The 13,361-nt window shown below is 63.3% G+C and carries 10 protein-coding genes and 1 tRNA gene; 6 read left to right on the top strand and 5 right to left on the bottom strand.

The features are described from left to right. Positions 1-10: 10 nt before the first annotated feature. The 4 genes from GWC77_RS00775 to GWC77_RS00760 form a co-directional block, all read right to left on the bottom strand. Complete coding sequence (locus GWC77_RS00775) at positions 11-865, bottom strand: ABC transporter permease (RefSeq protein ID WP_254366703.1); 855 nt, start codon at positions 863-865, stop codon at positions 11-13. A gap of 37 nt (positions 866-902) precedes the next feature. Beyond that, positions 903-1,727, bottom strand: a complete 825-nt coding sequence (locus tag GWC77_RS00770) for an ABC transporter permease (protein WP_173254867.1) — start codon at positions 1,725-1,727, stop codon at positions 903-905. Positions 1,728-1,823: 96 nt separating this feature from the next. Then, positions 1,824-2,867: an ABC transporter substrate-binding protein gene (locus GWC77_RS00765; RefSeq protein ID WP_173254865.1), complete on the bottom strand. Its 1,044-nt coding sequence runs from the start codon at positions 2,865-2,867 to the stop codon at positions 1,824-1,826. A gap of 117 nt (positions 2,868-2,984) precedes the next feature. Continuing rightward, positions 2,985-4,028: a substrate-binding domain-containing protein gene (locus GWC77_RS00760; RefSeq protein WP_173254863.1), complete on the bottom strand. Its 1,044-nt coding sequence runs from the start codon at positions 4,026-4,028 to the stop codon at positions 2,985-2,987. 244 nt (positions 4,029-4,272) lie between these two features. Here GWC77_RS00760 and GWC77_RS00755 point away from each other — a divergent pair, with 244 nt between their 5' ends. Both GWC77_RS00755 and GWC77_RS00750 read left to right on the top strand, forming a co-directional pair. Next, entirely contained in the window at positions 4,273-5,103 is an 831-nt protein-coding gene (locus GWC77_RS00755) for an undecaprenyl-diphosphate phosphatase (protein ID WP_173254861.1), read from the top strand. A 114-nt stretch (positions 5,104-5,217) separates the two neighbouring features. Then, positions 5,218-5,292, top strand: a tRNA-Arg gene (locus GWC77_RS00750). A gap of 321 nt (positions 5,293-5,613) precedes the next feature. Here GWC77_RS00750 and GWC77_RS00745 read toward each other — a convergent pair. Next, the gene (locus tag GWC77_RS00745) at positions 5,614-5,940 is read right to left on the bottom strand and encodes a hypothetical protein (RefSeq protein ID WP_173254859.1); all 327 of its coding nucleotides are present in this window, start codon (positions 5,938-5,940) and stop codon (positions 5,614-5,616) included. 707 nt (positions 5,941-6,647) lie between these two features. Between GWC77_RS00745 and GWC77_RS00740 the strand changes: the two genes are divergently transcribed. From GWC77_RS00740 to GWC77_RS00725, 4 genes are read left to right on the top strand one after another with little or no spacing between them, the layout of a single operon-like run. Then, on the top strand, positions 6,648-7,259 hold the full coding sequence (locus tag GWC77_RS00740; protein WP_367948978.1) for a response regulator: 612 nt from the start codon (positions 6,648-6,650) through the stop codon (positions 7,257-7,259). A gap of 15 nt (positions 7,260-7,274) precedes the next feature. Next, the gene (locus GWC77_RS00735) at positions 7,275-9,197 is read left to right on the top strand and encodes an ATP-binding protein (protein WP_173254858.1); all 1,923 of its coding nucleotides are present in this window, start codon (positions 7,275-7,277) and stop codon (positions 9,195-9,197) included. Further along, positions 9,178-9,537, top strand: a complete 360-nt coding sequence (locus tag GWC77_RS00730) for a hypothetical protein (RefSeq protein WP_173254856.1) — start codon at positions 9,178-9,180, stop codon at positions 9,535-9,537. Before GWC77_RS00735 ends, GWC77_RS00730 begins: the two co-directional genes overlap by 20 nt. Before the next feature lie 26 nt (positions 9,538-9,563). Further along, positions 9,564-13,313: a hypothetical protein gene (locus GWC77_RS00725; RefSeq protein WP_173254854.1), complete on the top strand. Its 3,750-nt coding sequence runs from the start codon at positions 9,564-9,566 to the stop codon at positions 13,311-13,313. The last annotated feature ends 48 nt before the right edge of the window (positions 13,314-13,361 follow it).

Genomic DNA, 13,361 nt, shown 5'->3' with positions numbered 1-13,361 from the left:
GAGAGGAGGGTTAGCGGCGCGCGCCGGCACGCTCGCGCAGCGCGCGCTGACCGGTCGCATCGAGGCCGAGCCACTGCATGGCGACGAGCAAGGGCATCGTCATGAGAAAAAAGACGATCGTATAAGCGCTGCCAATTTCGATACGCAGGGAGGCGTAGGTGTCGGCGAGGCCGACGGGCAGCGTCTTCGTAGTGGGCGTGTGCAGCATCCACGTGAGGTTGAATTCGCCGATCGACAACGTGACGACGGCAAGCGCGCCGGCCACGATCCCCGGGCGCAGGTTCGGCAGCACGACGGTTGTAAAGCGCTGCCAGAACGTGGCGCCGAGACTGGCGGCGCCTTCTTCGAGGACGCGCAGATCGGCGCTCGCGGCGACCGCTGCGACGGCGCGCACCATGAACGGCAGCGTGAAGACGACATGGCCCGCGACGATGAATGCGACGCTCGTGCGAAACGGCGCGTAGCCACCATAGACGATGATGAGGGCAAGCGCCGAAGCGAGTCCGGGCAGCGCGACGGGCAAGACGAGCAGTTCTTCGACGATGCGCGCCGCGCGCGTTTTGCTGCGGGCGATCGCGTAAGCGGCCGGCACGCCGGTGACGAGCGTGACGACGAGCGTGGCGGCTGCCACTTCGAGCGAGAGGAACACCGACGCGTGATACTGCGCCCATACCTGGGCGACCCAACGCAGCGTCAAGCCGCTCGAAATGCCGCGAAAATAATTGACGGTCAAGCCGGCCATGATCGACATGACGACTGGCACGACGAGAAAGGCCGTGAGCGAGAGTGTGACGACCCATTGGCCGAGCGCGAGCAGGTGCCGCGTGCCGATGCTGCGTGCCGGGCCGCGCGCGCTTCGCTTCATGTCCGTTTTGGTATCGACGAGTACACTCATGCGGGCCTCACGCGGTGGCCGCGACGGTCGAGCCCGTCATGCTGCGCGCAAGCGCGAGCACGAGCCACGTCACGAGGCCGAGCACGATCGATAACCCGGCCGCTGTCACCATGTTCGCGTTGAGCGTGAACTCGGTGTAGATCGTCATCGGCAGTACGTCGATGTCCGTCGCCAGCGTGAACGCCGTGCCGAACGCGCCCATTGCCGTCGCGAAGCAGATCGCGCCGGCTGCGATGAGCCCGGGCGCGAGACCCGGCAGTACCACATCGCGCGTAACTTGCCAGGACGACGCGCCGAGCGAGCGCGCCGCTTCCTCGAGCGCCGGATCGAGCTTCGTCGCCGATGCCATCACGGTGACGATCACGCGCGGAATCGAAAAGTAGAGATACCCGCAAAAAAGGCCGGCCATGGAGTATGCGAAGACCCATTTGTCGCCCGTCAGCTTTTCGGTGAGCGCGCCGATGAGCCCTTGACGGCCGGCCAGCATGATGACCATGAAGCCCACGACGACACCCGGAAACGCGAGCGGAAAGGTGAGCAGCGCGACGAGCGTGCCTTTTCCGGCGAACGTGCGACGCGCGAGCAGCAGGCCCGCGATGACCGACAGCACGAGCGTAGCGAGCGTGACGGCTGCCGACAGCGCGACGGTTGCGCCGAGACTGCCCATGTAGCGCGGGTTGGCGAGCAGGGCGCGATACGTTCCAAAGGCGTGCCCGTTGGCGCTCACCTGGGCGAGCACACCCATTGGCAGCAGCCAGAACGCGAGGAAGATCGCGAGCGCGGGGGCGACGAGCGCGATACGCCAGTGCAGAGGAAAAGTGATGTCTTGCATGTCGAAAGCCGCGGTGAAGCGGCGCCATACCGCCGCACGGGCGTCGCGAAGAGCGGCGCGGCACCCGTGCCGGATTGCCTGTGCGCGTGAAGCGCGTTATCTCGTTTTCAAGTAATCCTGACCGAATTGCTGCTGCTTTTCCGCCATTTTCGCGAAGTCGACAGTCTTGGCGCGAGCGTATTCGCTGGCCGGCAGGAATTTGGCGGCAGCCTCCTTGCTCATCGCGCTCGCGCGTACCGGGCGCAGGTAAGCGTTGGCCCAAAGCCGCTGGCCTTCGTCGGACAAGACGAAGTCGAGCACTTTCTTGCCGTTTGCCTCGTGCGGCGCACCTTTGACGAGACTCATGACATAGGGCACCGTGATCGTGCCTTCCTTCGGGATCACGAAAGCCACGTTCGCGTGGTCCTTGTACTCGGCGCGATAAGCGTCGAAGTCATAGTCGATGAGGATCGGAATCTCGCCCGAAAGCACGCGGGCATAAGCCGTTTGCTTGGGCACGATCGGCGAATTCTTCTTGAGCTGTTCGAACCACTTCAGGCCCGGCGTGAAGTTATCGAGCGTGCCGCCCAACGCCTGATTGACCGCAACGGCGCCGGCATAGCCGACGAACGCGCTCGACGGATCGAGATAGCCGACCATGCCCTTGTATTCGGGTTTGAGCAGATCGGCCCACGATTGCGGCACGGGCTTGCCTTCGAGTGCATCCTTGTTGACGAAAAAGCCGAGCGTGCCCGAGTGGATGGCGAACCAATAGCCTTGCGGATCCTTCAGCCCCGCGGGGATGTCGTTCCAATGGGCGGGCTTGTAGGGCTGCACGACGCCTTTGTCCTTCGCCTGGAACGCCGACGATACGCCGAGATAGACGACATCGGCGACGGGGCTTTTCTGCTCCGCGATGAGCTGCGCGATCGCCTGGCCCGAGTTCTTATTGTCCGACGGCACGTCGATGCCCGTCTTGTCCTTGATCGCCTTGAGCTGGCTGGCCCAATCGGCCCATTCGGGAGGGCAGTTGTAGCAGATCGCGGTCTCTTCGGCCTGCGCCGTGGCTGCGAACGACAGTCCGAAAACGCCGATGGCCGCGGCGCTCGCAACGGCGAACCTTGCGAGTCTTGCCCGGACGGAAGCGGGACGACATTTCACGTGAGGTCTCCTTGCATGCAAACAGAGGGAAGGATGAAACACGCGCCTCGCGTGTCAAGCGAAGCGCGTCGTTGGAACGGATGCGCTCGATGTACTGGACGTACTCGATGTGCCCGGTCAGACGGCGGGTCGCTCCGGCAAGGAGGAGCCGCCGGTGCTCGACAGCGCGCCGATCGTTCCGCCCATGCGCACCGAGTGCGGGAGCTGCAGCGAGAGCGATTCGCCGTCGTCGGCCCCTTCGATGCGGGCCATGAGACGCCGCCACGCCGTGCTGCCGATGTCGCGGTTCGGCGTGCAAACGCTTGCGAGCGGTGGCGCGAGCAGCTCCCCGATGGCGAGGCCGTCGAAGCCGATGATCGACATGTCGCCCGGCACCATGAACGAGGCGCGCCGCAGCCCGCGCATGACGACCATCGCAAGCAGGTCGTTGCTGCAAAAGAGCGCTGTGGGGCGGTGCGCCCCCGAGCTCAGATGGGCCAATACCGATGGCGCGAGCTCGTCGGCGTTGAAATCGACTTCGAGCGCCGGTGCGGGCGTGAGTCCGGCACGCAGCATCGCCTCCTCGTAGCCCCGAAAGCGCAGCCGCGCCCGGTCCGACTCGGCGAGGGTGCCGGCCAGCATGACGATGCGTTCGTGGCCGTGTTCGATCAGCATGCTGACAGCGTCGAATGCAGCGCGGCGATTATCGACCGATACCGACGGCCGTCTCACCGTGTCGTTGTGCATGAGCACGTAGCGCATGCCATCGCGGTCGAGCTCGTCGAGCAGCGGGTGGGTGTCCGCGTCGGCCACGGTGAGTACGAGCCCTTCGACGCGCTGCGCGAGCAGCGTCTCGATGGCGTGGCGCTCGCGCGCGGCGTCGTACTGAGTGGTCATCAGCATGAGCCGATAACCCTGACTGGAGGCGAGATCGTCGATGCCCTGGAGGCATTGCGCGAACACGGGGTTCGCGACCGTAGGCAGCACGATCCCGACGAGGCGCGTGCGCTCGCCGCGCAACTGGCGGCCGAGCGGGCTCGGTCGGAATTGCAGCGCCTCGATCGCCTCTCGAATTTTCGCCAATGTCACACGGTTGACCGTGTGCGGTGCGTTGATTGCACGCGACACCGTCGCGATCGAGAAGCCGGCGTAAGCGGCCACATCCTTGATGGTATGTTTCATCGCAGTGGGTACCGTCCCGGTAGAGCTGAGAGATGAAAACGTTTACGGTGCAACGATTATCCGAGCCGATTATGACTGACACATGACGTTTTTGGTCACATTTTGATCGGAAAAAATTGAGGCTGCCGCTTGGCGCGGCCTTACCCGATGGGCATAATCGCTCGCGCTTCATGCGGGCGCCTGGCGGTCGAGGGCCCCGTTGTTCTATTTTCACCGTTATTGTCAGCAAAAAAGGAACCGACGCGTGACACTTGCCTTTCTGATCTTTCTGAGCGTCCTGCAGGGCGTCACCGAACTTTTCCCCGTCAGCAGCTTGGGACATACGCTTCTGGCGCCTGCGCTGGTGGGCATGCACATCGATAAACACGCGCCGCAGCTGATTCCGTTTCTCGTTGCGCTGCACCTCGGCACGGCGCTCGCCCTGCTGTGGTACTTTCGCGAGCGCTGGGTTGCGTTGTTCGCGGGTTGGTTCGCCATGCTGGGCGGGCGCCGCAACGACGAAGGGCACATGATGTGGGCGCTCATCATAGGCACGATTCCTGCGGGCATCGTCGGTCTGCTGCTGGAAAAGCGCCTTGAGCGGGTGTTTCACGATCTGCGAATCGTGGCGGTGGCGTTGATCGTGAATGGACTGTTGCTTTGGATGGGCGACCGGCTGCAGCGTGCACGCGCGCACAGGCCGCCTGAAGCGCTGACGTATCGACAGGCGTTTTTGGTCGGGCTCGCGCAAATCGGGGCGCTCGTGCCCGGTTTTTCGCGCAGCGGCCTGACGATGATCGCGGGCAACGCGGCTGGGCTGACCGCCGAGAAAGCGGCGGAGTTTTCGTTCCTGCTCGGCACGCCGATCATTTTTGCGGCGGGGGTGCTGGAGGTGCCGAAATTGTTCCATGCGCCCGGCCAGCTCGCCGACGCGGCGCTCGGAGGCGTCTTGACGGCCATCGCGGCCTATCTGAGCGTGCGGTTCCTGATGCGATATTTCGAAGGCCGGGGGCGGCTTGCTGCGTTCGGTGTCTATTGCATTCTTGCGGGCGCGTTTTGCCTGGTCTGGTTTTTGATGCACCCGCAGCCGGTTTGAGCGCAAGGCGGGCGGGCCTGGCGGCCGAGGGTGAACGGCGGCCCGCGGCCGTTCGGTTATAATCTCGCCCCCGACGCAGGCACTGCTTGCGTCGCCGTACAATAACGGCTTCGCCTCCCCATAGTTCAACGGATAGAACACGGGTCTTCTAAACCTGAAATCGAGGTTCGATTCCTCGTGGGGGGGCCAAATATCATCTCGGCATGACATCTCCGGTCGTTCCCTCAGATCCCAGGGCCGTCAAGAATTTGCGGCGGCTTTCCTTCCCATCGTGCCGTTTTGCCGATTGACACCCATGCGTGGTGGGGCGTCTTCCCACAACCACGTAAGCGGCTTACAACCAGGCGCAGCACATCACGGAGCGTGTCCCAGCACGAGACGTTGAAGGCGGTCGCGCGCATCGCTGAGGTGCTGGGGAAAAATGCATCAGTCGAAGACCAAAAACTACTTGGCGAGGCGCTGAATGTGGCTTTGGACAGTGTCGATGGCGTGATTAACACGACCCGACATTTAGTCGATAGGGCCCCTGAGAATGGCTAACCCCGATTTCAGTTGCTGGAACGCTTTCGCCGACAAGAAGAACTGCGCAACCTTGATGGCGGGATGGAACCCAGAATTGCAGCCCTCGAAGCGGCCAACCTTGAAACTCGCGATCGACTCGGGCGGATCGAGACTCGCCTCGGCCCAATGGCGACGAAAGCAGATTTGTTCGAGCTGCGTGGCGACATGGGGGCCGCACTTCATCGAGAGATCAACGCCCAAACGTGGAAGTTGGTAACGTTCGTTTGTAGCTTCGGAACCGCTCTCGTCGCGGCGACGTACTTCATAGCTAAGCACGTTAGTTAGCGTCCATGGCCCAAGCCGCCCCGCGCGGCTTTTTCACGTATGCAGCGCGACTTCCGTCGGGTGCTACTGGGAATGGGGGAGAGCCTCTTCCGTACGGCGGGTGCATGCGCAGAGCCGATGCTCATCGAGCTCGTCGACAGCGTCCCACCGATATAAGCCTTAGGGTTTCAGTGGTCTGTAGTGTGATTCCTCCAAAAAGCCCGCCTCGTGCGGGCTTTTTGATTACCCATTTTGAATCGATTCGACATCTGGTACGAGAACCTGCAAATCGCTTATCACAGAGCCTAATTGAGATGGCTGCGAATTAAAAAAAATCGGACGAAGAGAAGTATGGTGCTCACTAGAATATTGAGATAACCCAAATCTATTGCTCAGCGCAGTCTCGTCCGCTAGAATCGATCGCCCATGTCAATCAGCATGATGAAAGGCGTGCGACATGCAATGCGATACGATTATCGTCATCGCATTAGCTCAGAAATGAGAAATTTCGACGATGCAAATCGAAATACATCTGGCATACATCGTCATCTATATATTCAAGCAATATTAGAGGTCAGTTTTTCATTCATTCCAGATCGACGGGCAATTGAGAATCGATGGTCGTTTGCTCGAATCGACTAAATAGTTGCCGAGGGCACAAGCGCATGCAGTCCAGAAAAATCCTGTTGTTATCCCGACCGAAGCATCGAATACGTGTTGTGCTGCTCGACGATCATCCAGTCGTCGCGCTCGGCGTCGAGACGTTTTTGCGAGGATACGCCGACTTCGAAATCGCGCAGACCGTTTATTCGGCCGATGCGCTCTTTGCCGCGATCGAATCCGACACGTTCGACGTCGCCTTGGTCGACTTTTACCTGCCCGACGACCGCCTGGACGGCGCCGCGTTCATCCGTCGCCTGCGCGTTTTGGCTCCGTCGCTCGTCATCGTCGTGCTGTCGGCGGCGCGCAGCGCCGACGCCGAGTGCGTCTGCCATCGGGCCGGTGCCAACGCCTTTCTCGAAAAGGCCACGCCATTGCCGCTCATCGCGGATGCGGTACGCGATGCGGTCGGCTCGCCGCGCAAGTTCTTTGCCGCGCGCGACGGGAAAATCGAGGCCATCGTGCCCATGCCGCGCGAAGATACGCTCTCATCGGCCGAGATGGAAGTGCTGCGCTATATCGGCGAGGGACTTTCCGTCTCCCAAACGGCCGAGCGCCTGCGTCGCAGCAAAAAAACAGTCAGCACCCACAAGCGCAGCGCCATGCGCAAGCTGCAAGTCGCCGACGATCTCAGTCTCGCGCTCTATCTCAAAGAGAAATTCCGCGCTTGATTGCGGACCCAACGAATGAGCTCGATCTTCGATGAATTGCGTCGCACGATGCGTCGCGCCTGGTTCGGCCTCATCGCGGTGCTCGCTGTCTGGCATTGCGCGGTGGCCGGCGCGCAAGCTCCCGAAGCGGCGAATCGCCCGCACCTCGCGGGCACGGCCTGTCGGCACGGTCCGAACGTATTCGACGACAGCGCCCCATTTGCGCTGACCAAGGGCGAACGGCATTGGACTGCCGCGCATCCGTTCACCCGTGTCGGTGTCGAACGCCTCGACCGGCCTTATGCCTTCGTCGACGACCAGGGCGAGTGGCAAGGCCCCGACGCAGTGCTGCTCGTCGGGTATGACAAGCGGATTGTCATCGGCATCGCAATCATCTCGGCGGTGCCGGTGATCGTCGCGCTGACGCTGCTGCTGTGCGGCTATTGCCGCATGCGTACGGCCCGGCGTATCGCGGAGGCGGCTCGGCGCGAAGCCGTCGAATCGCGCGAGCGAGCGCAGGCGGCCGATCGGGCGAAGTCCGCGTTCGTCGCGATGATGAGCCACGAGATTCGCACGCCGATGAACGGGATCATCGGCGTGCTCGATCTGCTCGAGACGACGCCGCTCGCGCCGGAGCAGCGCCGGTATCTGGATGTGGCACAGCGTTCGGGGCGCCTGACGTTGCGTGTGATCGACGATACGCTCGACTACCTGAAAATGGAGCAGGGCGCGCTTTCGCTCGAAGCGGCCCCGTTCGACGTTCATCGCCTCGTCGCGACTTCGATCGAACTGCATGCACCGCTCGCGGCCCGCAAGGGCCTGCCGCTTTATCTCGCGGCGATGCCGCATTTCGATCGTCTCGTGATCGGCGACGAGGCGCGCTTGAACCAGATCCTCACCAATCTGCTCAGCAATGCGATCCGATTCACGACTCACGGTTCGGTCGTACTCGAGACCCGGCACCGTATCGAACGCGGGCGAAGCTTGCTGCAGTTCGTGGTGAGCGATACCGGCTGCGGCATTGCCGAGGCATATCGGACGCACCTTTTCGTGCCGTTCACCCAGCAAGACGGGTCGACGACGCGACGCTATGGGGGCACGGGCCTCGGTTTGTCGATCGTGAAGAAGCTCGTCGACGCCATGGACGGCACGATCGACGTGCGTAGTGCATCCGGGGCCGGTACGCGCGTGGACGTACGCGTGCCGCTGCGATGGGGGGCGTTCGTTCGGCACTGGCCGCGACTCGATCGGGTACGCGTGAGAATGCGTGTGCCCGTACCGGGAATGGCAGTCGCCGCGCGGGCGGCGCTCGCGAAACTCGGCGTGCGTCGAGTGAGCACTCAAGACGGTCCCGTCGATGCCGATATCGCGCTCGATACCGCCGGTGCGTTTGCTATTGCCATCGAGGGGGGCGAAACGCGCCACCTACGTTCGATCGACGAGCTGGGCGGCGCGTTGCAAGCAGCCGCATCGCGCTCGGGCGGCGAGACAGAGGCCTCGTCCGCACCGCTGCCGACGTCGCTGCCGTCACCGCTTGGGCATTGGGCGGAAGCCGGTGTCTTGGTGGTCGAGGACAACGAGATCAATCGCGACATCATCGTGCGCCAGCTTGCCGCGCTCGGCATTGCCGCGCAGGGAGCGTCCGATGGCCTCGAAGGGCACGCGCGATGGACGCGGTGGCGTCCGCGCTTCGTGCTGCTCGATTGCCATATGCCGGGAATGGACGGCTATACGCTGGCCCGGCGCATCAGAGGACTCGAGGCCGATATGGACGACGGGGCAAATCCGAACCTCCGTACGACGATCGTCGCCATCAGTGCCAACGCGACACCCGACGACCGGCGAGCCTGTCACGACGCAGGCATGGACGACTATCTGTCCAAACCGATTACTCGGCAAAAACTCGCCGCGGTCTTCGAGAAATGGAGGGAGCGCGCCGATGCGGGAATGCGGGAGTGATTCGGACACGTTCGAATGGACGCAGCTGGAGGCGCTTTACGGCAACGCCGAATTCGCGAGCCTGATCGAACGGGCCCGAGCATTACTGCGCACCGATATGTCCGAGTTCGAGCGCATGCTCGACGCTCGGGCGTACTCGAGCGCATCGCAACGGCTGCACCGAATCAAGGGCACCGCGTCGTTTTTTACCTGCGACGAACAGGCGCTTGCCGCGCTTCATGCCGCAGAAAAAGCCCTTGCGCTTGCCGATCCGAAGTTCATCGATCTCACGCTGCCGCGCGCGCGGCGCGCGATAGAAGCACTGGCCGGGGCCTTCGAGGCGCAGCGCGTAAGAGGTTAATCGTCTATATGGAGTGGGAAACCCCGATGTCGTTTTCGGTTGATGTGTTGTCGCACCTGTCGCGTTCATCCGCGGTGTCCGATCCCGGCGCGCTGGCTGAACCGGACCAAGCGAAGGAGCCTGTCGAGGCGCGCGACGAGCCGTGTGCCCAAGGCCTCGGTCCGGCTCCGGCCGATAACGTCCGCGAGCAGCGGCTGCGCCGCGCGATCGCGACCAAGGAGGCCGGCGCGGTCAATGCCCAAGTCGCATCGACGGCGCGGGGCGTCAGCGAGTTCGATCCCTATGCCAAGGTGGCCCGCATCGACGCGTCGCTGCGGCAGTGGGTCGACCCGGCCAAGGCCGCTCTGTATGCCGATCGCCCGAGCGACCTGCTGCAAGGTGTCGCGCGCCATTTCCATACGTGGATACCGTTCGATTGGGATGCGCGGCCCGGCTCGCGCAAGCTCGCGGACGAGGCGATACTCGACGCGGCCGCCGTGCTTTATCGGCGCTTGCACGTCGATGCGTCGATGGGGAGCACGGCGGCCTTGCCGTCAATCGCCGAGTTGCGCATCGCGTTTGCGAAAGCACTCCAGGAAGACCGCGCCGGACAACAAGCGCTGGCGTTGTTGTTACCCGTACCGACCACAGTTGGACGCACTACGCCCTTTTTCGATGGATTCGCACTGCGCAATGCCCAGCGCATCTCGTTCGAGAGCCTGCTCGATTCGGCGGATGTCAGTGCGGACCCGGTCTTCATGCTGCTGAGCCCTCAACAAAAGCGCAGCCTGCTCGAGCGCAAGTTCGAACAAATCGGCGAAAGCGTCCTCTATCCGTTCGGCACCGCGCAGCACTCGATGGCGACTGCCGTCGAGCGTATTCAGCGCTACCGCGGCCAGCCGGTCCCGCCGAAGCTCGACGATGCAGCGACGCTTTTGAAGGCATTCCAGCAGATAGAGAACGAGTGGACCGCCGCACCCTTTTATCCGACTCACCCCCGGTTGCTTTTCGCGGCTCATCTCGCCCGCAGCAACGACATCGTCGTCTCTGACGCGGCCAACTTCGTGCTGCTCTATCGCAATTGCGTCGAGGCGCGGGCGGCCGAGGAGCTGGCAGGCCGCAACGATGCACCGATGGAATGGATCAACGCCCACCTCTCCAAGTTCGCCAGGCAGGGCAAGGCGTGGGACGCGCAGGGCGACGCCGCCGCCACGGCGGCAATCGAATCGCTGATCGGTGCGCTGCAAGAAGCGGCCGGCAACGACGGACCCATCGGAGACTTCGCGCGGAAAGTGACAGCCGATGGCGCGCTGGGCGCACAGCGGATCGTCGTGGGCGACTGGGCCGCGCGCACGCAGGCGTTGACTGAATACGGCAACGAGCGCCTGCTTGCGGCTTTCGGCACGCCGCCGTGCCTGGAGCGCCCAAACGCGGCCCGCGACATCCTGCGCAGTCTCGGATTGGCCGACGACGAAATCGAAGAGGAGCGTCGCTATACGATCGGCGGCGACAACCCCAACATCGCGAAAACGGCGTTCGGCAACCGCATCGACGAGTTCCTGGATCGAGCCGACTGGAGTGGTCTCGTGGGTTCGCGAATGTCGTTGCCGGGCGACGTTCAGCTCGTCCCGCGCGATGCGCTGCAAGCGGCCGAGGAAAAGTTCAACGCCGCACTACCGTCACATCCCTGGGTCGTCGCGCGCGCCAAGGAAAAGCTCTGGGAGCGTGCCGGGCCGGTCACACCCGGCGCCGTCGAGCAGGAGGCCGCGCGCATCGCGAGCACGCTTGCGGCCGAAACGGAGCAGCACCGCGCGACCGTGCGAGGCTTCGAGACGTGGATCAACACAGTGCCGGTCGCGGGCTCGCTCTACAACATCGAAGAGGGCGTGCGTCACAAGGATGCCGCTCAAGCGGCGCTCGGCCTCATCTTTCTGGGCGTCGATCTATTCGACCTGACGACAGGCTCGGGTGCCCACGCCGGCGCTGGCCGGGCAAGCCATCCTGTCGTGCCGAGGCTGGGGCGTGCGGTTGCTCGCACGGATGGATCGATCATGGAGCTCACGGTACATCCGTCCGTGGTCAGAGCCGCCGCGGACCCTGTCGATATCAGCTTGCGCGACAGCAATGTTCCCGCCGCCTATGGCGAACTCGCGCAACGCGTGCGCTCGGGCGAGCGCCACGTGCGGTGGCGCGAGCTCGATATCGTGCACCTTGCCGACGAGGACCAGATCGTGCCGATCCTCAGCAAGGATGGGCTCGCCTATGAAATCGATTGGCACACGGGCCGCCGTACGCGGGATCGACGGGTGATCGAGCGGGATCCCGTCACCGAGTGCTACTACACCGATTTGGATACCGGCCTGAATGTGCGATCCGATGCGGCCGTCGCGAACCCTCGAACCCGCATCACGGTGCAGAAGGTCGAGCGGGCACTGGCACGTGCCAACGATATCGAGCTGCGCGATTTCCAGCGGATTCGCTCCGAAAACTTCGAGATCGAATTGCGGGCGGGTGCAGGGCGATCGTTCGACGCCGGCGAGTTCTACGAAGCGCTCTTTCGGAAGAGCCCGACGTTTCGACGACTCGCGAATCGCTTCGACGACGAACAGACACGTGCGCGCAACGACGCGGGACAGGACTGGAAAAAATGGACGATCGTCGTGGGCGAGGCGAAGCCGCTCGGCTCCCCGAGGAAGGCTTACGCGGATTTCACCGGCAAGCGAATTTTCATGCCGAACGACAGCGACATCCTCGCCATGCAGTACGAGTCGCCGAACGGGCGCGAACCGTGGACGCTCGAACAGGCCTATCTGCGCGAAATGATCCATGCCTTCACCGGCGAGTCCGATCCGGTGCCGGCCGTGGGTCTGCTCAATCGTGGCTCACCCGTGTATCTGACGGACAAGATCTTGAACGAAGCCGGTTATCGGATCCCGGAGCAGATCATGAGTCCGGTCACCGATCTTTCGCCCGACCCCGAACAACTCGCAGCGTTCGAGGTTCATCGCGATGCGGCCCTGCGTGCCGCGCAGGCGGAGGACGCGTATCTGGATCCGATCGTCGATGCGGGACGTGGGCCTGTGCCGGACAACGCACGCATCGGCGAAACGCCGCTGCTTTCACGCGCGACCGTGCGCGAGGCCAAGGCGATCCTGGACGCGATGCCGGCGGAGGAAGACGACGTCTTCCTGTCATGGCACGACTTCGAAGCGCAGTTCGAGAAGCGCTTTGTTTTCGTGACGAGCCCTGGGGGCGCCAACGAGGTACTTACAGCCGATGCGAAGGTGTTGTCGGACTTCTATCGCCGCCTCTATTGCGAGAGCGAGACGTTTCGCCACCTGCTCGCGCATGCGCCGCGCACGGACGCCAAGGGCCAGCCGCTGCAGTGGAAAATCATGCTCGATGGCCATGCGCCGGCCGATGCGGTGCTTCAAGGTGCCGCGCGCAACGAAGCCGGCGCGGCGCAACGTCGGCTCTATTTGGATGACGACGACTTGCGGTATCTGAGCGATAGCGGTCTGTGCAGTGTGGAATTCGAGCGCCAGTTGACCTACGAAGTGGTTCGAGCGCTGGGCGGCTTCGAACTGCTCGCGACCGGCGAAGCCAGCCTCGATCGCGGCGCAGCCGTCTATTTCACTGATCGGGTGCTCGAGGAGGCGGGGTTCCATTACCCGCGCCAACTTGTGGCGTCGCTCGCTCTTGCGGGCGACGACGAGGCGCTGGCTCGCCTGCTGGCCAGTCGAACCGCGGCCCGCCGCGCCGCGGCGCTCGAGGATCGCTATCTGCAACGCGAGTGAGAACCGCGATGACTTCCAGAATAATCGCGTCGAAAGGTAATTCGGTCT

This window comes from Paraburkholderia sp. NMBU_R16 (assembly GCF_013282575.1).
Taxonomy (GTDB): Bacteria; Pseudomonadota; Gammaproteobacteria; order Burkholderiales; family Burkholderiaceae; genus Trinickia.
Note: the sequence above shows the minus strand (reverse complement) of the source record. Positions and strands in the feature narration are given on the sequence as shown.

What these genes read in the sequence shown, in the direction of transcription:
- GWC77_RS00775 (WP_254366703.1), bottom strand. Translation starts at nt 865, where the DNA reads ATGAAGCGAAGCGCGCGCGGCCCGGCACGCAGCATCGGCACGCGGCAC.
- GWC77_RS00770 (WP_173254867.1), bottom strand. Translation starts at nt 1,727, where the DNA reads ATGCAAGACATCACTTTTCCTCTGCACTGGCGTATCGCGCTCGTCGCC.
- GWC77_RS00760 (WP_173254863.1), bottom strand. Translation starts at nt 4,028, where the DNA reads ATGAAACATACCATCAAGGATGTGGCCGCTTACGCCGGCTTCTCGATC.
- GWC77_RS00735 (WP_173254858.1), top strand. Translation starts at nt 7,275, where the DNA reads ATGAGCTCGATCTTCGATGAATTGCGTCGCACGATGCGTCGCGCCTGG.
- GWC77_RS00730 (WP_173254856.1), top strand. Translation starts at nt 9,178, where the DNA reads ATGCGGGAATGCGGGAGTGATTCGGACACGTTCGAATGGACGCAGCTG.
- GWC77_RS00725 (WP_173254854.1), top strand. Translation starts at nt 9,564, where the DNA reads ATGTCGTTTTCGGTTGATGTGTTGTCGCACCTGTCGCGTTCATCCGCG.